Raw genomic sequence first — 18,906 nt, forward strand, 5'->3', positions numbered from 1 at the left:
GACACGACAATATGAGCGAGAACCAGACCGCCACAACTACAAAAACCCACGCTTTTGCCTTTGGCGATCCAGAGCCGGTATTAAGCAATAACATGACCGAATACTTGGGTGTGTTTGATGACTTCAGCGGCCGTTATTATCTGCCACCGGTCAGCCTCACCGGACTAACCAAAACGATGCCGGCTAACCCTCACCACAACAGCATTCTGCATTTCAAAAAGAACATGGTGCTGAAATGGTTTATTCCTTCATCGATCGTCAGCTACAACGTGCTTCAACGGCTGGCGATGGACTACCACGTACTGGGCCAGTGCTATGTTCAAATTTTCCGTAATGGCTTCGGGCGGCCTGTTCGGGCTGGCTATCTGCCGGCGATATCGATGCGGGTGGGTAAGGAGCCAGGCGTGTTCTTTAAAATCCAGGCAGACGGTACAGAAATCGAATTTAAGCCGGGTGAGGTGCTGCAGATAATGGAGCCTGATATCAGACAAGGCATTTACGGCATTCCGGAATACCTGGGCGGAATCCAGTCTGTACTACTGAGTGAAGATGCTGGCCTGTTTCGGCGCAAGTATTACAAAAACGGCGCACACATGGGTTACATCTTCCTCACCAATGATGCCGGTCTGACTGAAAAGGACGCTGAAGCTCTGGAGAAAAAAGTAAGAGACGCCAAAGGCCCTGGCAACTTCCGCTCGATGATGCTGAACATAGACAGGAGTAACGCCAAAGAGCCGGTCAAAATTATCCCGGTGGGCGATATCGGCACAAAGGATGAATTTGAACGGATCAAAAACATCACCAGGGATGAAATTCTGTCTATGCACCGGATGCAGCCGGGCTTATCCGGGATCCTGCCTGATAGCAACGGCGGCTTCGGCGATATCGAAAAAATCATGCGCGTGTATTACGAATTGGAAGTGGAGCCCATGCAGCAGCCCTTCCTGGAAATGAACCAGGTGTTTGGGCCTAATGCGGTTCGGTTTGATATTCCGGACTGGAAAAAGGTCGACCAGTAAGCGATAACCAGGCAGTATTTTGGCCTCTGCCTGGTGTTTTTTGTGGTCAATATTTTGCGCCAAATTGGTTTATTAACCCTTTGTTTTTGTTATACTTACTCAAACCACAAAGGATTGAATATGCGCGTTGATTGCCCGAATCCCAACTGCCAGAGTAAAGCCATCATCACGTCCACCAATAGCCTGTCCCCGACCTGCAAAGATTTATATTGCCAATGCACCAACGTAGCCGGTGGCTGCGGTATGTCCTTTGTGATGCGGCTGGGCTACTCGCACACCCTCAACCCGCCGATCACCGATGCCAGGGAAATGGCGGCCCAAATACTAAGAAGCCTGCCAATCAGTGAAAGGCAGGCTTTGTTGCAGGCTGATTTGTTTAGCGCTTAATAGCGTCACACGTAAGCAATAAGCCAATTATTTCGCCGGCCGTAAATTTCCTCAACGGCATCAATGTGCCACTTCGGCACCCCCTCCATTGCTAGATCCGGAGTCACCATAGTGCTGCGAATTTCCAGCGTTAATCTGTCATGGTTCCCGTACCCATTAGAAAGCGTCATTAGTCGGCCAGGGTACACGTTCTTTACATTCCAGCCCCGGTGATTATTGGGCCTGATCTCGCAGTTCTGGCCACCTGATTTGAACTTGATAAAATACTGCTTCATGAGTGGGACAAAGAGCGGTTTCATTCAGCATCCCCTCACTTGTCTAAACCAAAAGTTGTAAATGCCACGACACCACGCCAGCGTATAAAACAGCGTCAGCACAAACATGCCCCACTGTCCGCTTTGGTATGTGGCCATCATCCAGAACGGCTGCCCGACAACTCCCACCAGGCAGGCGTATTTCTGAATATTTGGGTTTGATGACTGGGTGAGAAATATCGCAATCACGCCGGTGACGGCAATTATCATTTGTTCAATCAAAGTTCATTCCCCAACGCAAATCAGCCCGGTACCCGCTGCCGGGCACCGATGCTGATCTGCTGTCTCGATAAATAAAATTTCATCACAATCCGGACACGGCCAATGCTCGTCGACCACCGGCAGTGACTCGCCATCGGTCCAGAATGAGCAGTTTCCACCTGCCTTTTTCTGCACGCCTGGTGTCGGGCAGCTCTCATATTTACAGGTGATGCAGTAGCCGATGCCGGTGCTCATTGCTCACATTCCGTTCCTAGCCGGGCAATTCTGTGCGTCAACTTACCCACAAATATGGCTGTGTGCCGAAGCTCCGGAGACACGCTTTTGAGCGACCTCTTGTTGATGACGGCGAGTTCGCCATTACTAACTAACTCGAGATTCTCTATCTTGATGTTGTCCCGATTACCATCGATAAAGATCACTTTGTGACCGGGCGGGATCGGACCGTTATGCTTTTCCCAGAGCAGGCGATGCATAAACTCGTAATCACTAGGTGTGTATCCGGTATCCTCTATCTTGACCTGCCAGTAACCATCGTGGCTACAGCGCATATGTCCTATCGGCTGCCAATTGTGTGGTCTATGACCTCTTTTAAACGATGTTTTGTTTGGACCCTTCGCACCTGAACCTGGCGGCCTAGTCTGGCCGTCATAAAAACGACCATCCCGGCCTGTCATAATGCCGTTGCGCTTGCAATAACCTCTGACCTGTTCATATGTCAGTGATACACCAAACTCTCTGTTAAGCTCGTCTTTCAGTTGCTGTCTGCGCATCGATGCGCGATCTTTAATGAAGACATGCATTTCTGGAGTGATGTTAAGTAGATCTCTTCTTTTCATCATTTATGCTCCAACATTTTCGGTAAATCAGGAGCATTTTTGCCATACTCTAGCTGAAGTTTGTGCGCTTCCAGAGCCAAACCGGCGTTGCTTATTACCTTGTCAGCAATCCCCGTAATTGCTTTACCGCGGTCAATCTCAGCTTTAAGGTCATCTCCTTTCAGCCTTTCATCGCCTAACCGCTCGAGCTGTGCGAAAAGATGGTCGTTCAAATCAGTTATTTTGTTTTTCATGATGCTTAATCCTTGTTTGAGCGGTCTTCGCCAGCCTGGATCCGGTCGTAGATTTCTTCACGGTGAACAGCAACGTCTTTGGGTGCATCAATACCGATCCGCACTTGATTGCCTTTGACACCCAGTACATTCACCACTATGTCGTCGCCGATGATGAGGCTCTCACCCACTCTCCTGGTAAGTATCAGCATGGTTGTTTCTCCTTTTGGTTGTTGGTAGCCGGCCCTGGCCGGTGGGGTTGCCTGGCAGTGCCAGGCGAAATCATTTAGTCCTCGACAAATATGTCAATCTGGCTGCCGTGGCAGATTAGTGTGCTTAGAATCAGGCTGCGTAATGTTTTGTGGTGGCCGTTAATACCACTGTTAAACCGGACTTCACGGAAAATGTAGCCTTCGGGTTCTTTCTTCACTCTGTGTATTTCAAAATAGCCTTTGACTAACCCATTCTTGTCGTAGGTATTCTTCACCTCGTGTTTATGCCTGGCATAAATTTTCTCGATGTTCTTTTCTGAGATAAGCCGGTTATCGTGAAGTCTGATGCTGGCTGTCACTTGTTTTGCCATTGGTGTCCCCTCTCTGGTTGTTTATCGTTCAAAAATCCAGCAGCGCACACTGCGTTTTTCTATCCTGGAATGGGTGACCTCGTTACGCTTGTATTTCCGCTTGCGGCTGGTCGGCAGGTGCCGGCGCAGTTCCTTTGGGTCGATGGTCGGCAGGTTGCGTTCTCGGCATACCTGGTGGAAACGTTCAAGCTGAACGGCGATGAGTTGTTCCGGCTGGTTGCTGTGGTTCAGCTGGTGCATTTCTTCAAAGCTTCTGCCTTCTGGTAATTCCCGTGTGTAGCTGTCCAGGTAATCAAACTGAGCCCAGAACTGCTGCACCACCGGATGGTCTTCGTTAAGGGATTCCTGGCGCGTGGCGGCCATATTTTCCAGCAGCTGATGGGCCTGGCTGATAACTTCATCCGGAATGTCCGGCAGCACGCCTTTCAGGCAGTCGGTCAGGGCCATGATTTTGGCGTGGTTCTCTACGATCCGCTGCAGCTTGATGGCTTTGTTTTGCTGCAGCCGCTTTTTGTAAACCTCCAGCTTTTTGTCGAAGTGCTGCATGACGCGGTCGGCTTGTTTGGCTGCATGAATAAGAAAGCCGCTGCAGTCGGCTAACGGCAGCATGTTGAGCCGGTCTGAGGCGTATTTGCCTTCCATAGAATGGTGGCTGCGGTCAAAGTTCAGGTGGGTGACCCGGCTCAGGATGGCTTCGGATGCCTGCACGGGTATGTTCTGCACGATCATCAGTCCGGCTTTAAAGCGTGGCTTTTTGGTGCTGTTGTCCTGGGACTTGATGCCGGTCACCCGGCCGAACTCACCATCGAACAGGTCCTTTTGTTCGTCCCAGTTAAAACGCTTCAGATGTTTATCATCGGCGGCCTGTTCATTGTCGGTTTCGTTGAAGACCACCGGCAGGTTGCTGACCTCGGCCATTTTGCGGGTGCGGCCTGCCAGGGTGGAGGAATTCGGGTTGAATGATTCGCCTTCTTTGCCGTACAGCTTCCAGAGAAAGTCGACCAGGTCTGATTTACCGCTGCCGGCTTCGCCCACCACTTCAAAGAATGGATACGAACGATAATCCTTGCGGATCTGCTCAACGAATAGGCAGCCAAACCACCAGGAAAGAGCCACGACGCCTTTGACGCTGAATGCGGTGATAAAGTCACCCAGCCAGGCTTTCGAGTTGTGTCTCAGCTCCAGGCGTTGCCTGATATCCACTTCGGTTTTGATGCCGGATTTTTTCAGCTGAAAAAATGACTCGTTGTTGAGTTCGATGATCCGGCCATCCTGCACGGCGTAGTCATTGAACACGTAGGCGGCGGTGTCTTTGTCATAACCGATATAGTCCAGCGTTCGCACTACCTTGGGGATGTTGGCCATCCAGGTGCGGTACAGGCGGTCCATATCGAACTGATTGCCGACGAATTGCGCGCCTGGTGCTTTGTGCATGGCGGCTTTTTTGAAGTCGCCGGCCGTTGATAGCGTTTTACCGGTGAACGGCAGCTGTTGTTCGTCAGAGCCGTTGCCAAAACGAAAACGGAAAAAGTATTGCCCGTCCTCGCCATTATCCGGCTGCTGGAAATACAGAAACTGCATGGTGAAGGTGGCGATCTCGCGGATTTTGGCGGCTTGGTTGAATGCGTGATCATTGGCCTGATCGATCTGTTCTGGCGTGGCGTTTTCCCGCACTTCTTTCAGTTGCTGTTCGGTCATGTGGTCATAGTCCTGGCCGACATTGCTGGACCAGTAAACCGCCTGGCCTTTTTTATAGTCGTTCTGGTTGATGTTCGCGGCATAAGTCCGATCGCGGAAGGTGAAAATAAAATAATCCTGCGTTTTGTGTTCGTAGATCAGTCGGGCTTTTTCGCGGTAGCTGGTCGCCAGTTCCAACCGGCCCAGGTGTCGGTATTCGGCCATGTTGGATTCGGTCAGCCGGCCGGCCTTGTGCAGGTCGTTCCAGTCTTTTTTTGATTCGCCGGCACTGGTCAGCACTGCGGTTACCTTTTCACCCAGGTCACGCAGCCGATTGGCGTGCTTATGTATGAATTTGCGCCCGCCTTTGTCGTTGTCCAGGGCGATCACCCAGGTGATGTCTTGCCCCTGGTATTTCTCGATCAGTTTTTCCGGAAACATGCCTGACGTCATGATGGCCACTGCTTTGTAACCGGCCAGGTTCATGGCGATGACATCCATAATGCCTTCACACCAGTGAATTTCGTCGCCCTTTTCTATCTGTAGCGGGGGTGGCTGCCACCAGAGCCCCTTGAATGAGCCTTTAAAGTTTTTGTTGCGGCGCTCCTGGTCGCCGTCTTCTTCGGTGATGGTCACGTCTTCGATTAAACGCTCCCACATGATGTTGTGGGCTTCATCCAGGAAAAAACGCACAGTGGCGGTGCCCTTATCACCTTGCGGGTGCCAGAAGCTGCCCTGCTCATACCAGCCCTTAATCGCTGCCAGGTCAAAGCCGCGGATCATGGCCATGTAGGCATCAGCGGTGGCGTTGGGGTTTGCCTCGGTCGGCTTGTACTTGTCGTTCAGTTTTTCAAACAGTTCGGGGAACAGTTCTTTTGTGGTGGCGCTGAAATCACAATTGTTGACGCGGTTACATTGCACCCGACCGGGCTTATCCACCCATGTCCATAATTCCTTTTTCTGGCAATCCGGGCAGCGGCCGCGCAGATATTTGCCATCTTCCTTCATTTCAAATTCGGCTTTCAGCAGGTCGATAATTTGAGGGTTAAGATCGTATTGCTGCATGTGGTTATCCATTCTTTGGTTGCTTTCCCGCTTCCATGAGCGATTCAAATTCGGGCTGTTCAAACAGCAGGCTGGCGTTGAATTCACGCATTAGGGCTTTCACTGCCTGGTCGTTTTCCAGCATCGATGCCAGTTCAGGCCGGGCCTGTCTGATACCACGCCAAAGCTGGGCCTTGTCTGTCGGGACCAGCCTGGACGCATTCACGCATTCAGGCGCAGCCACCCATTTCAGCGGCCGGTAATTAACCCAGTCTGGCGTGTAGTCGGCCATGCTCAGGCAATCAGATTGAAAGGCAGCAGGGCGTGGGATTTAGGCAGAACCAGCGATTTGTGTGGCGCGATGCGCTGCGGGTGAATAAATACCACCTGGTCGTGGGTGGATGAATTGATATCGATGAACCAGCCGTGGTCGTCGGTTTCTTTTCTGGTAAGCAGTTCGGCCACCAGGGCTTTAATGTCGGTGCGCTTGAAGCCATCATCCTGGAAGCTGGCCAGCAGGCTGGTGACATACTCGATGAGCTGGTCTCGCCCATGCGGCAGCATCTTTTTGCCTTCTTCACTTTCCAGGTAGTAGGAGGCAGTCGTCACCATTTCGGTGATGTTTTTCAGGGTTTCGATCAGGGTGTTGCTCATTTCCTTGTGTCCTTATGGATATTGTCTTTGTGTTCGGGTTAATCGGCTGGATACACGCACGGTTCTGACTGGGCGTGGTGAGCGTGGGCCTCGGCGCATGTCCAGATGGCCTGCGGTGATGTTTACCATCAGCAGACACAACAATAAGGTGCTGGCCAGGTGATGTTTGGTGCGAAATTCAAAGCGCACCATTTCCAGGGCCACTGCTGTGCTGACAATTTCAGCGGTGCAATGGGCATCAAGTTTCAATGCAATGCTTTCCACGTGTCGGTTAATCGTGCTGGGCGATCTAAACAGCTTGATGCTGGCAATCTCGCTGCGGGTGTAACCCTCTGCCAGGTAGCGCAGGGTATTGGCTTCCTGCCTGGTCAGCGGACCACGTTCGATGATTATGGCGCGCAGTTTCTTTTCCATAACTGGTGATTTAACCCATTTTCGGGTGTTAGCTGGCGCGAGATACTTTGTTCAAGCGTGGAATGGAACCGCGATCGACGACTCGGTTACCGACAATCTGGACTCTGTATTTTGACTGCAGGCCGGCATTAACCAGTTGGCGCATTACTGATGTGAAATCAAGGCTTTCGGCTTGGGCCAGCTCATTGATTAATGCTTTGACCTCTTTGCTGTGACGAAAGCCACATTGTTCATAGTGGGGTTGTGCGGGTTTTTCCTGTTTCATTTGTTTCACCTGTATAATTCTGCAAACGGGGGCATACAACGTATGACAGAGAAAACACTACAACCTAGAAAATGGATAGGCAAGAAAAAAGATGGAGAAATTCTCCGCTTTCAGGAGTTCATGACTGTAAAAAACCTTAATCCTGAAGACATTCAAAGGGATACCGGCGTATCAGTCAGGACGATCACTAACAGCATTTATGAGAACAATCCGCTGGGCGCGAAACTTTTGCGACAGGTTCACGCAAAATATGGAGTTTCAATCGACTGGATCCTGAGTGGTGCCGGCAGCATGTTTGTTGGTGACGCACCAACGGTTAGAGAGCCAAGCTCACAATACAACGTCGATAACGATCGCCTGCTGCGGATCATGGGCGCCCTGGATGAATGGATAAAACACGCCAGTGAGGATGAAAAGGTCTGGCTGGAAGTCGACATCAAACAGCGGCTGATCCTCAATTGGCCACCATTAGGGAAACATCATGGATGACAAAGACATTTATCACTTCTTCACTACGCTGCCAGGTGACGACCGCAGCATCACCATAGACACCTTTGTTTCACTCTGCTGGATGCACCAACAAGGCCACGAACGGCCAGCAGTGAAGCTGATGCGTGATGTGCTGCAGCAGGCGAACCGGCAACTGGATGAAGACCACACCGAGCTGGTTTTGTGGATCCTGGATAACTTACCAGGCAATCAAAAACGCTTCGCCCAGGCAGTGCCGATGCGGGCAGAATTTCGCCAGCTGTTCACAGAAAAATAAGCCAGATTCAGGAAAGGCCCTCGGAAAACCGTAATATCTGTAACAGCAAAACGGGTCGTTACTAAAAGCGCGGATATATCAATTACTTACAGCCATTTCAGACCACCTTTAAAAGTGTAAGAAACGTGTAATTTGGCGTAAGGCCGTTTTTTGCAAAGCCGCTGTTTTTTTACTGTCAATCAGTGGGTTACATCTGATTTTAAAGTGTAATGAGTTTGTAAGGTTTGAGTAAGAAAAAGGTGTAATTTCCTTACGCCTATATTACGCCATTATTACACTATATTTTCTCTAGCTAACACACATAACCAACTGAATTTAAAAATGAATAAATGCTGTTTTGCTGAGTCATTACAAATATTACGCTTTTCCGATGGCCTTTCCAGAATTGAGCAAAGTTAGACGGATTTAACCACCTATTCACTGCTGGAAAGTTTCTAAATGGCTGTTAAAAAACAAAAAAACGGATGGTTGTGCGATATACAGCGCAATGGAGTACCCAGAATAAGAAAGCGTTTTGACTCTCAGAAGGAGGCAGAGCAATTTGAGCGTGAATATCTGCTAGAAAACAAAAAGAAATTAGAGTCGATCTCTGATAAACGAACACTGAATGAATTGATCAAAATCTGGTACCGCTATCATGGCGTGAACCTGGCAGACCATCAGAGAAGGAAAAAGCAACTCGAGATACTGGCCAATGACTTGGGCAACCCTGTCGCCAGTCAGCTTACGGCCGGAGAATTCCTGGACTACCGTTTCAAACGCACCAAACTGGATAAAAAGCCGCTTACGGCCAAGTCATTCAACAATCTGCATTCGTACCTGAATGCCATGTATAGAACCCTGCAGAATATCGGCGAGATAGATTACGAATGTCCAACCGGCAAAATTAACTTCATACCTGTCCAGGAGCGTCAGCTCGGTTATCTTTCGCTGGATCAGATAGATGAAATCATGGAGTTGGCCAGGTCCAGTAGAAACAAATCCATCTGGTGGATAGCACAGCTCTGCATACGAACCGGCGCACGCTGGGGTGAAGCCGAAAAGCTGACAAAAAAACAGCTGCACAATAACTCAGTGACCTATGAGTTCACTAAGTCAAAAAAGATCCGGACCGTGCCTATCGAACCCGGCTTTTTTAAGCAGATGATGGAGTTCTGCAAACTCAAAACGCCGAATGATCGGATATTCGATAACAGCCTGAAAACCTTTAGCGGAATCATCGAACGAAGCGACATGAATCTACCTACAGGCCAGAAAACACACATCCTGAGACATACCTTCGCCAGCTACTTCATCATGAATGGAGGCAACATCCTTACGCTGCAGAAAATCCTTGGCCATAGCGACATCAAAATGACGATGCGATACGCTCACCTGGCGCCCGATCACCTAAAAGATGCTGTTTCCTTATCCCCGATTGCCATTAAAGAAAAGGCCCGGATCGATATCGAATAACAAGTGGCTGAAAAGTGGCTGTTGAAATAGCCACAATTAGCCATGAACAGCCATTTCCTGAAATACCAAACTCTGTGAAGCCGCATTTTTACTGGCTTTATTAGCCACCCAATAAAAACAGGAAGTTTTCGATTCCCACCCTCGGTACCAACCTTCTCTAATTGTTGGTTTCTCAGCAAAACATCATTAAATCATTGATACAAAACAGTCTACAAGCAAAGACACTTGCCATTCGCTTGCATCCGAGAGGGGGTGACTCAATACTTTGCTACATAAACTGCTACAAAGTATCTCTCTGTCCTCAAGTCTGGAGGACAACAAAGGGTTCTACCCTGTTCACCTGGCCGGTTAAATCGCTTTGACCGGCATGTCTGGGCGTATACTACCTTATATTGAGGCCGGAGCCCTGATGTCTGCCTAGAGAGAGTTACAAAACTTCGAGTCGGATAGCTAACTGGGTGGCCAGGTGGCAGGTATGATTCTATGGAGAAAAACCGATGAAATACATCTTTGAGGTTCGCATCCAGAAAGGGCATAGCGCTGAGGAATACGCGGATGCCTGGGTTCGCGCCAGCGAGATTATCCAGCAAGCCCCAGGAGCGAGAGGAACGGAGTTGCACCGGAAGATGGATGACCCGAATGTGTTAATTGCCATTGCACAGTGGGACAGTAAGGCAGATCGGGATGCCATGGAAGCTCAGCATAATCCCGACGTTGCCCGCATCATTCGCAGTGCCGCACCGTTTTGCGAGATTACGCCGCTCGGGGAGTTCGAGGATCCGGAGTGGGTGGTGATGCCGCGCTGATCCTCTTCAGCGCGTCTATCAGGATCTGGAGTTTGAGTATCTCTGATCCTGATAGACCCGCATATTGTTAACTGAATAGCTTTGGCTGCCTCTAGACGTAGAAGTCCAGGTCCTCCTGAGCTTTCAGCAGATCCCGCATCTTGATGGGGTTGTCACCAAAGAAGAAGATCAGGCCCCAAAATGAGTGCCGAAGGCCGACCGGTCAGGAACGGTCTCTTCTGTCGGCGCGACCAATTCATGTGACTCGAAATAGGGATGCTCAGTACATTCTTTGGGCATTTTCAGCTTGCTGACCACACGACGTCTTGGATAAACACCTCGGTACCACTATTCATTGATATGAAAACTTTCTCGCTGACTTATCTGTCAGGATATCCCTTAATAAATTTCAGGAGCAGCGCAGCAAGATGCGCACATCACTGCATCAGGGATCACAACCATCAGCATGATCAGTATTTATTAGTTTTGATGCATTCAAGCAGGCTCATGGGACTGAAGGGTTTGACAAAGTAAGCATCGGCGCCAGCTTCACCACCGCCTTGTATATCCCCTTTTTGTCCCTTGGCACTCAAAAGAATCACTTTAATGTTTGCCGTGGCGGGATCAGCTTTAATGCGACGACAAACTTCAATACCATCGACCTGGCCTGGCATCATAACGTCCAGAATCATCACGTCAGGTTTGATGTCACCAACAATCTGCAATGCAACGTCACCGTTTTCGGCCTCGAACAACTCATAGTCACTGTATTCCAGCGTCATTTTAATCAATGTCCTTAATTCAGCATGGTCATCAACAATTAATAGCTTCTGTCTTTCAGCCATGAACCATCACCTCTTTATGTTGTTCGGCTAGAGGTATCCACAATGTCACTTGGGTGCCCTGTCCCAACTGACTGGCAATATCGAGATGCCCGTTATGCAATGAGACGATCTCTCTGGTTAATGCCATACCCAAGCCTGTACCTGGGATAGAGCCGGTGTTATCGGCCCGATAAAATTTCTCGCCAACATGCGCCAACTGTTCCTGGCTCATGCCTATGCCTTGATCGCTGACTCGAATACCAAACCAGTTAGTATCCCCGTGTTCTGAGTTCAATATCAGCGTATCAACAATCACAATGCCGCCCGGCTCTGAATATTTGAAAGCATTAGACAGAATATTTATCAATGCCTGTTTGAGCTTGTATTCATCGAAGATGATTCGCGGCCAAACACTGGCGTCAGCATCAAAAATCAGCTGGCAGCGATTATCACTACCTTTGATAAATTCACAACATTCACTGATGAGCTTTCTGGCTGTGCCTTCTTCAAGATTGAGCACACCATTGCTACGCGCTTCAATCCTGGCGATATCCAGCAGATCATCCACCAGATACTTCAGGTTCTGGGATTGACGGTTGATCGTTTCAGCCACAAATTTTATTTTTTCCTGCGGATAATCGTTAGTAATTAACAACTCGCTGAATCCCATCACACTGGCAAGCGGTGTTCTCAGTTCATGTGCTGCGGTGGTGAGAAACTCACTCTTCATGCGGTCTATTTCACTCTCATGGGTAATATCCCGCAGGTAAAAAACCTCAGAAAAAGTTTGACCGGCGGAGTTTTCGACCTGTTTTCTGATACAACGCAAAATTTTGAAGTCAGGCATATGAATACGAAACTCCGGTAATGTCAGTAAAGTATTCAAATCCTTAATATTCGTATGCTCACGTTTATCAAGCATATTAATAAGCAAGCGCTCGAAGTCAGTTACAGATTTGCCGCGTAATGTTTGTGCCTGTTTACCTAAAATAGTCAGTAATGCCGGGTTGGTGTAAGTAATATGATCATTGGAAGAAACCAAGACAATGCCATCCGGACTGAGGTTAATCGCCTCGTATTTTTCTTTGATCTGCAGCAGCATGTTTTTGAAAGCCCGGCCGGTTTTAGCAATTTCATCATCCCCCTCAAGTGGCAGATCGACCTCATCCTCTCCCGCTGCAATACTGTTGGATGCACGTTCCAGCATACGAATTTTACGAGACATGCGCTCCGCTAAGAACCAAGTAATCAGCAGACCTATCACCGTCATCACAATGGCTGTGACGACCAATTTACGATTGGCTTCCAGTAACAGAGCCCGTTCTTCTTCAATAGAAAAACTGATCTGGACTTTGCCTACCTGCGTTCCCTCAATATTGAATACATACTCCACATCATAAAAACCGTCATTGGCTGCCAACAGTTCCCTGCTTAATTTAAAGCTTCGTTCAGGATAGCTGTCTATCCGCCGCTCCAATAACGGCTCGTTATAGGAAAACACTCTGATAAAGGCAACGTTATCCATTTTCAGAATTGATCGTGATACATCGTTTACCGCAACAAGGTTTTCAGACAGGATATAAGGCTTCAGATTCGTACGGACAAGTTCACTCAAGCTCTCCGTCTGCGTGTAGAACTGTTTACTCAAGGACGTAGTCATGATTTTCTGGCTAGTGAAAAACAGCACCAGAAGAAAGGTGATAAACACCAAAGAGGTTGTGATCAGAATTTTGTTACGAAATGAACCTCGAAACTGTTCTGTCAATTTAATCATGATTTTCTGTCGGGCTTTCGGCTAGTTCCCCGCCGAAGGAGCCTCGCTATTCATTTCGTTGTTGATTTTTTTGACTGATAGCACGGAAACAGCTTTGCCGTCGTGATCAGCCTCTGTCTCTGCCAGAGCCTGTATTGTTCGCAATGAAGCCAGCAGCCTGTTAATGACTTCAGCATCAGCTTTTGGTGGTGATGACATCACAAAAATAGTTTTATTATCTGTCTGCCAGAGTATGTTGTAGTCTTCGTGAGTAAGTTTAGGATCTGACAACGGCACCAGCCCGCCAAGGTGCAACGCTTCACTGATAGAGTCAAATATCTTGTCATAAGAAGGCAAACTGTCTCGCATAGCAGTAACCCCTTTGGAGGTAAGATAATCATCCAATGATTGAAGATTGCTCTGCTCTTCGTCTTGTTTGGTAGCGAGCAAAGCCCCTTTCAACTGGGAAACATTGCTTATTTCAGGGGATGTAATCAGCGCGACCGCATTATTTTCGCTCGATCGGGATAATTCGGCAATAAAGTTGACCTGGTGCTTCTGGCTGAAAATAGTGAACAGATACTGGTTAGTGATAACCAAATCATATTCCCCCTCACTGAGGCGACGACTGAATTCAAGCAAATCAGGTGCCGTTGAAAAACGCAAAGCAAGGCCACTGGTTTTCTCAACTTTATCCAGAAAAGGAATCCAGGCTTTTGCCAAAGCAACGCTATCAACCCCATTGGGCGCAACTCCAATTTTAAGTGACTCTGCGCTAACAGCCGTTATAGATAAGCAGGCCATTAACAGGAGCAATACAAAAAAAGAGCTAACGTTTCTTATCATTAATCTGCAACCACTATTCATTTCAGTGCCCATAAGACATCCATTCTGAATATGGTATTCAAATGTCTGTGAACTCAGATACTTCAGCTAGTAAAATAGCACCGCCATCGCCAAAAAGATCTGGTTTGTTTGGCAATAATGGCATTTCAATGCCATGAACGTATGTCGGATTGTGAATAATAGATAAAGAAGCGTCCCTATCTCCCTTTGCCTGTCCGCTGTTACAAATACAACTCGAACGGCGGTACACCTTGTCCCTCAATGCATCTCTAACACTGTCCAGACAGTGCGATTTGCTGATTCTGCGGCAAAAACGGAAATAAAACAAGTTGAGAAAAAGAAATTCCGATATAAGTTGAGTAATTAACTCGGGTTTATTACATCGCTGGTATTGAGATAATCATTGACCAGACGCTGTATACGCGCAAACGGAATGGGTTTTTCTTCCAGCACCACACTGTCCGGCAGTTCAAAATTCTGCTGAATTTCGCCTTTATTCAAATCGGTCACCACCACTATCTGGCAGTGAGCCATATCGGGGGTTTGCTGGATCATTTTAATCATGTGCCCACCATCCATACGAGGCATCCTCAGATCCGTGATAATAATATCGGGTTTCTTCGCACCAATCTGTAATAAAGCGTCATAACCATCACTCGCCAGATAAACTTCCGTTTTAGGCGTCTGCCAGCTTTCGATCTGCATCTGATACAGTTTTAACAAATCTTTGTCGTCATCAATGATCATGATACGTACACTGTCGCCAGACTGTCTGACAGCAGTGCTGCTGTCAGGCTCACTCAATGTTTTCTTATTCTCTGGTAATACTTTTCCGAAACGTTTTGCCAGTCGCTCAATCTCGTCAGCAGTAATGCGCCGGTGACCACCCAATGTTTTTGTCACTTCAATCATGCCGCTATCCGCCCACATTTGAATGGTACGCGGTGTAACACCAAATATTTTGGCCGCCTGGGTTGTCGTGTAAAGCGCCTGTTCCATATTTATTCTCGTGATTCTAAGTTACCCGCAACATTTTAATTTAAAGAAAAATAATATGCATTTACTCAATAATTTCTGTTACTTGGGTTAGATTATCGACCCGAAAAATACGAGCCCACTCAATTTCCGTTTTTTCCCAATATTCCGAATTAAGTGCATAGATCTAATTCATCACTTTTCGTGATAAATAACCGGAAATGTTATTCATCTGGATAACACCTCAGCAGCGTTCTATGAGCCTATTAACAGTTTATGATGTACTTTGAAGCTGATGCTGTCGTGTCTAAACACCTATGATGATGTCATTTAGATCAATTGTTCTACATCTCAGCTTATAGACTCGGGCGGCATCAACCAGGGAATTCCTCTGCCATAGCCATAAACGCTACTCAAGCTATACGCTCCTCATGCAAAAGCCATCAAACCAAAGCTGTCCCCAGGTAAAGCGTTACTCGCAACAATAAGACTGGCGTAAAAAAATTTCTGTTTTTATCGTATCATCATAATACGTTGTTATTTTTCACTATCAAATCTAAAGCACTCCGTGCTGAAATCGATAATTCAGAATAAGTTTGTATTTTAAAATTAGGAGGGCTTGTTTTATTCACACTTTGTTTACTTTTATCTGCTTCTCAATGCGCGTAAGCTAAAAATCAGCAGCTCAGATTTAGTCAACCAGAACAATGAGGATTATGATGGAAGCTCCTTTTCACTCTCTGAATAACCTGTTTCTACAACTGGGTCTGGCTCATGATCAACAAGCCATTGAGCAATTCATCGCCGCTAACAAATTGAACGATAATGAAAAAATAGAGGAAGCGGCATTCTGGACACCTTCCCAGGCTGCTTTTATCAATGAATGCCTGGCTGAGGATTCCGACTGGGCGGAAGTGGTGGATCAACTAAACGCCTTATTGCACGAATAATATGGACAAAACTCATTCAAGCGCTTCCAGCCAAACCGTTCACTGGGCTGGGCAAACTAAGTCAGCACTGACTTTTTTCAGTATTGGCTGTGAAAAAATACCACCGGAATTGATCCATGCTTATGGCATTGTCAAGCTGTGTGCAGCCAAAACCAACCAGAAACAAGGCTTGTTGGATGGGCGGCGGGCTGAAGCTATTATTCAGGCCGCAACGCAGATTATCGCCGGTGAACTTGATGATCAGTTTCCGCTCTCGATCTGGCAGTCTGGTTCAGGCACCCAGACCAATATGAATATCAATGAAGTATTAGCCTCCGTCGCCAATTCTTTACTCAAAGCCGAATATGAAGTGCATGCCAATGACCATTGTAATTGCGGTCAATCCACCAATGACAGTTTTCCCACAGCCTTACACATCGCCATTGTTTTACAACTGCAACATAAATTGCTTCCCGCTCTGGGGGATCTGCAAACAACGCTGTCTCAAAAAGCCTCGCAGTGGCGGCACATCATCAAAACCGGCCGAACGCATTTGCAGGATGCAACGCCGCTCACGCTGGGACAAGAGTTTTCCGGCTATGCGGCCCAACTTGCCTATGGCAATGAACTTATCAAACAGTGTTTACCTGCATTGCATGAGTTAACCATGGGCGGCACTGCCGTCGGCACAGGACTGAACACCACCCCCGGTTTTGCCGAGGCGTTTGTTCACCATGTCAGCGAGTTGACTCAGCAGCCTTTTGCTACCAGCCGGAATTGTTTCGCCACTCAGGCAGCCCATGATGCGGTTGTGCAGTTATCCGGCAGTTTGAACACTCTAGCCGTCGCTTTGAATAAAATAGCTAATGATATTCGTCTGCTCGCGTCCGGTCCGCGTTGTGGTTTGGGGGAACTCAAACTGCCTGCAAATGAACCCGGTTCATCAATTATGCCCGGCAAGGTTAACCCCTCGCAGTGCGAGATGGTGGCCATGGTGTGTGCTCAGGTCATGGGTAATCATACAACGATAAGTTTTGCCGGAGCCCAGGGGCAACTTGAACTGAACACATTTAAACCGGTGATGGCATATAACATTCTGCAATCAATTCGCTTACTTGCAGATGCCATGGCCAGTTTCGAACGTTATTGCATAAAAGATATTCAGGCAAATGAACAGCGCATCAATGAATTTATGGACAAAAGTCTGATGCTGGTAACGGCCCTCACGCCCCATATCGGTTATGACAATGCGGCAGCCATTGCCAATCAAGCGCATCAGCGTAATACCAGCCTGCGCGAGGAAGTCATTAAGTCTGGCCTATTAACCGCTGAAGAGTTTGATGCTTTTGTTCAACCTGAACAGATGCTGGCCCCGCAACGCAAGCCTGAACGCTGACGGCTTCATCAATCACCCGTTTTTGGCGGTCTTCTCAGTGCATCAAGTAATTCAACAGGCAGAGGAAAAACGATAGTCGAAGATTTGTCGCCGGCAATCTCGGTTAAAGTCTGCAGATATCGCAATTGCAAGGCTTGTGGCTGCTTGGCTAACACTTCGGCTGCGGCCAGTAACTTCTCCGAAGCTTGTAACTCGCCTTCCGCATGAATCACTTTAGCGCGCCGATTACGCTCTGCCTCAGCCTGTTTGGCAATCGCCCGGATCATACTTTCATCCAGATCAACATGCTTGATTTCCACATTAGCGACCTTGATACCCCAGGCATCGGTCTGTGAATCCAGAATAGCCTGAATATCATTGTTCAATTTGTCACGTTCAGACAGCATCTCATCCAGTTCATGCTGGCCCAGTACCGAACGTAACGTAGTCTGTGCCAGCTGACTGGTAGCATCGAAATAATGCTCAACCTGGATAATCGCTTTTTGCGGATCGACAACGCGAAAATACACCACCGCATTCACATGTACGGAAACATTATCCTGAGAGATCACATCCTGAGTGGGCACATCCATGACAATGGTTCTGAGGTCGACCCTGACCATTTGCTGGATAAACGGAATGATGATGATAAATCCCGGACCTTTTACCTTGTAAAAACGCCCTAACAGAAACACCACACCACGTTCATATTCACGCATGATTCTGACCGCACTGATAAGCAAAGCCAGAAAGGCGATAACCACCACTGCTAAGAATTGTAATGTCATGATTGTTTCTCCTCTTCCGTTTGCGGAGTAATTTCCAGGACCAACCCTGTCATCCCGGTAACCACAGCTTTATCGCCTTTTTTAACAGGCTTGCTGCTGTGAGCTGTCCATGTTTCACTGTGAACCCGAACTCTGCCTTGCTGCTCAAAATCCTGTTGGGCAATACATACGGCGCCGATCATTTCTTCCTGACCGGAAACAATCGGATGCCGTCGGTTGCGCATGACCATTCCTAATGCCATCAGGAAAAAAGCGACGGTTGATACGGTAAAGCCAGCGATAATCCCCAGATTGATACCGTAACCCGGCATATCGGTATCAATCAAAATCACTGATCCCGCAACAAATGCCGCCACACCGCCTAACCCCAATACGCCGAAACTCGGCTGAAAAGCCTCCGCCACCATCAAGGCAATACCCAGCACCATAAGTGCCAGCCCCGCATAGTTGATAGGCAAAATCTGAAAAGCAAATAATGCCAGCAATAAGCAGATGGAACCGATGGTGCCGGGCACTATCGATCCGGGATTGGAAAATTCAAAAATCAGCCCGTAAATACCTATCATCATCAAAATATAGGCAATATTGGGATTGGTAATAATCGCCAGCACTTTATTTCGCCAGTCAGGCAAAATTTCTTTCAAGGTAATAGATGTAGTATCCAGTGTGACGTCATTACCCAATACAGACACGGTACGGCCATTCATTTGTTGAATGAGGACTGGCACAATTTCGGCCATGACTATTACCTGACTTTGATGGCATGGTGGGAAAATTTTGATG

At 47.8% G+C, this 18,906-nt stretch carries 25 protein-coding genes; 8 read left to right on the forward strand and 17 right to left on the reverse strand.

Features of this window, described 5'->3' with window-relative positions; all coding sequences use genetic code 11:
* Window positions 1–11 precede the first annotated feature (11 nt).
* Entirely contained in the window at window positions 12–1,019 is a 1,008-nt protein-coding gene (locus tag OMP95_RS04895; protein WP_266326547.1) for a phage portal protein, read from the forward strand.
* 120 nt (window positions 1,020–1,139) lie between these two features.
* Window positions 1,140–1,406 carry an ogr/Delta-like zinc finger family protein gene (locus tag OMP95_RS04900; RefSeq protein WP_266326549.1) on the forward strand — a complete coding sequence of 89 codons (267 nt, stop codon included), beginning with the start codon at window positions 1,140–1,142 and terminating at the stop codon, window positions 1,404–1,406.
* A 299-nt stretch (window positions 1,407–1,705) separates the two neighbouring features.
* On the opposite strand, the gene OMP95_RS04905 is transcribed toward OMP95_RS04900, so the two are convergent.
* The 11 genes from OMP95_RS04905 to OMP95_RS04955 all read right to left on the reverse strand — a co-directional run bounded on the left by OMP95_RS04905 (window position 1,706) and on the right by OMP95_RS04955 (window position 7,627).
* Entirely contained in the window at window positions 1,706–1,942 is a 237-nt protein-coding gene (locus OMP95_RS04905; protein ID WP_266326551.1) for a hypothetical protein, read from the reverse strand.
* Window positions 1,943–1,945: 3 nt separating this feature from the next.
* Window positions 1,946–2,176 (reverse strand): hypothetical protein, encoded by a 231-nt coding sequence (locus tag OMP95_RS04910; RefSeq protein WP_266326553.1) that lies wholly within the window; start codon window positions 2,174–2,176, stop codon window positions 1,946–1,948.
* Window positions 2,173–2,781 (reverse strand): HNH endonuclease signature motif containing protein, encoded by a 609-nt coding sequence (locus OMP95_RS04915; RefSeq protein WP_266326555.1) that lies wholly within the window; start codon window positions 2,779–2,781, stop codon window positions 2,173–2,175. The genes OMP95_RS04910 and OMP95_RS04915 overlap by 4 nt, the downstream gene beginning before the upstream one ends.
* Entirely contained in the window at window positions 2,778–3,011 is a 234-nt protein-coding gene (locus OMP95_RS04920; protein ID WP_266326557.1) for a hypothetical protein, read from the reverse strand. Before OMP95_RS04920 ends, OMP95_RS04915 begins: the two co-directional genes overlap by 4 nt.
* 5 nt (window positions 3,012–3,016) lie before the next feature.
* Window positions 3,017–3,202, reverse strand: coding sequence for a carbon storage regulator CsrA (csrA, locus tag OMP95_RS04925; protein ID WP_266326559.1), 186 nt, complete (start codon window positions 3,200–3,202; stop codon window positions 3,017–3,019).
* A 74-nt stretch (window positions 3,203–3,276) separates the two neighbouring features.
* Window positions 3,277–3,573: a hypothetical protein gene (locus tag OMP95_RS04930; protein WP_266326561.1), complete on the reverse strand. Its 297-nt coding sequence runs from the start codon at window positions 3,571–3,573 to the stop codon at window positions 3,277–3,279.
* A gap of 21 nt (window positions 3,574–3,594) precedes the next feature.
* Window positions 3,595–6,315, reverse strand: a complete 2,721-nt coding sequence (locus OMP95_RS04935; RefSeq protein WP_266326563.1) for a toprim domain-containing protein — start codon at window positions 6,313–6,315, stop codon at window positions 3,595–3,597.
* 4 nt (window positions 6,316–6,319) lie between these two features.
* The gene (locus OMP95_RS04940) at window positions 6,320–6,586 is read right to left on the reverse strand and encodes a hypothetical protein (RefSeq protein ID WP_266326565.1); all 267 of its coding nucleotides are present in this window, start codon (window positions 6,584–6,586) and stop codon (window positions 6,320–6,322) included.
* Window positions 6,587–6,588: 2 nt separating this feature from the next.
* Window positions 6,589–6,948 (reverse strand): hypothetical protein, encoded by a 360-nt coding sequence (locus OMP95_RS04945; protein ID WP_266326567.1) that lies wholly within the window; start codon window positions 6,946–6,948, stop codon window positions 6,589–6,591.
* 12 nt (window positions 6,949–6,960) lie between these two features.
* On the reverse strand, window positions 6,961–7,362 hold the full coding sequence (locus OMP95_RS04950; protein WP_266326569.1) for a LuxR C-terminal-related transcriptional regulator: 402 nt from the start codon (window positions 7,360–7,362) through the stop codon (window positions 6,961–6,963).
* Between the two features lie 28 nt (window positions 7,363–7,390).
* Complete coding sequence (locus tag OMP95_RS04955) at window positions 7,391–7,627, reverse strand: hypothetical protein (protein WP_266326571.1); 237 nt, start codon at window positions 7,625–7,627, stop codon at window positions 7,391–7,393.
* Between the two features lie 42 nt (window positions 7,628–7,669).
* Between OMP95_RS04955 and OMP95_RS04960 the strand changes: the two genes are divergently transcribed.
* The 4 genes from OMP95_RS04960 to OMP95_RS04975 all read left to right on the forward strand — a co-directional run bounded on the left by OMP95_RS04960 (window position 7,670) and on the right by OMP95_RS04975 (window position 10,654).
* Window positions 7,670–8,116 carry a helix-turn-helix domain-containing protein gene (locus tag OMP95_RS04960; protein ID WP_266326573.1) on the forward strand — a complete coding sequence of 149 codons (447 nt, stop codon included), beginning with the start codon at window positions 7,670–7,672 and terminating at the stop codon, window positions 8,114–8,116.
* Entirely contained in the window at window positions 8,109–8,393 is a 285-nt protein-coding gene (locus OMP95_RS04965) for a hypothetical protein (protein WP_266326575.1), read from the forward strand. The genes OMP95_RS04960 and OMP95_RS04965 overlap by 8 nt, the downstream gene beginning before the upstream one ends.
* Before the next feature lie 438 nt (window positions 8,394–8,831).
* Window positions 8,832–9,848: a tyrosine-type recombinase/integrase gene (locus tag OMP95_RS04970; RefSeq protein ID WP_266326577.1), complete on the forward strand. Its 1,017-nt coding sequence runs from the start codon at window positions 8,832–8,834 to the stop codon at window positions 9,846–9,848.
* 497 nt (window positions 9,849–10,345) lie between these two features.
* Window positions 10,346–10,654: an antibiotic biosynthesis monooxygenase family protein gene (locus OMP95_RS04975; RefSeq protein ID WP_266326579.1), complete on the forward strand. Its 309-nt coding sequence runs from the start codon at window positions 10,346–10,348 to the stop codon at window positions 10,652–10,654.
* A gap of 449 nt (window positions 10,655–11,103) precedes the next feature.
* On the opposite strand, the gene OMP95_RS04980 is transcribed toward OMP95_RS04975, so the two are convergent.
* From OMP95_RS04980 to OMP95_RS04995, 4 genes are all read right to left on the reverse strand, one after another.
* Window positions 11,104–11,478 (reverse strand): response regulator transcription factor, encoded by a 375-nt coding sequence (locus tag OMP95_RS04980; RefSeq protein ID WP_266326581.1) that lies wholly within the window; start codon window positions 11,476–11,478, stop codon window positions 11,104–11,106.
* On the reverse strand, window positions 11,471–13,231 hold the full coding sequence (locus OMP95_RS04985; protein ID WP_266326583.1) for a sensor histidine kinase: 1,761 nt from the start codon (window positions 13,229–13,231) through the stop codon (window positions 11,471–11,473). Before OMP95_RS04985 ends, OMP95_RS04980 begins: the two co-directional genes overlap by 8 nt.
* A 21-nt stretch (window positions 13,232–13,252) precedes the next feature.
* Window positions 13,253–13,933, reverse strand: coding sequence for a PhnD/SsuA/transferrin family substrate-binding protein (locus tag OMP95_RS04990; RefSeq protein ID WP_266326585.1), 681 nt, complete (start codon window positions 13,931–13,933; stop codon window positions 13,253–13,255).
* A 486-nt stretch (window positions 13,934–14,419) separates the two neighbouring features.
* On the reverse strand, window positions 14,420–15,055 hold the full coding sequence (locus tag OMP95_RS04995) for a response regulator (protein ID WP_266326587.1): 636 nt from the start codon (window positions 15,053–15,055) through the stop codon (window positions 14,420–14,422).
* 692 nt (window positions 15,056–15,747) lie between these two features.
* Here OMP95_RS04995 and OMP95_RS05000 point away from each other — a divergent pair.
* A complete protein-coding gene (locus tag OMP95_RS05000) occupies window positions 15,748–15,981 on the forward strand; it encodes a DUF2789 domain-containing protein (RefSeq protein WP_323135107.1) in 234 nt (77 codons plus the stop codon).
* 1 nt (window position 15,982) lies between these two features.
* Window positions 15,983–17,356 carry a class II fumarate hydratase gene (locus OMP95_RS05005; RefSeq protein WP_266326589.1) on the forward strand — a complete coding sequence of 458 codons (1,374 nt, stop codon included), beginning with the start codon at window positions 15,983–15,985 and terminating at the stop codon, window positions 17,354–17,356.
* 8 nt (window positions 17,357–17,364) lie between these two features.
* Here OMP95_RS05005 and OMP95_RS05010 read toward each other — a convergent pair whose 3' ends face one another.
* Together OMP95_RS05010 and OMP95_RS05015 are read right to left on the reverse strand one after the other, a co-directional pair.
* The gene (locus OMP95_RS05010; RefSeq protein ID WP_266326591.1) at window positions 17,365–18,123 is read right to left on the reverse strand and encodes a slipin family protein; all 759 of its coding nucleotides are present in this window, start codon (window positions 18,121–18,123) and stop codon (window positions 17,365–17,367) included.
* On the reverse strand, window positions 18,120–18,906 hold a 787-nt coding region (locus tag OMP95_RS05015; RefSeq protein ID WP_323135108.1), incomplete at its 5' end, for an NfeD family protein. The genes OMP95_RS05015 and OMP95_RS05010, both read right to left, overlap by 4 nt.

Source organism: Methylophaga sp. OBS4 (genome assembly GCF_026319305.1).
Classification (GTDB): domain Bacteria; phylum Pseudomonadota; class Gammaproteobacteria; order Nitrosococcales; family Methylophagaceae; genus Methylophaga.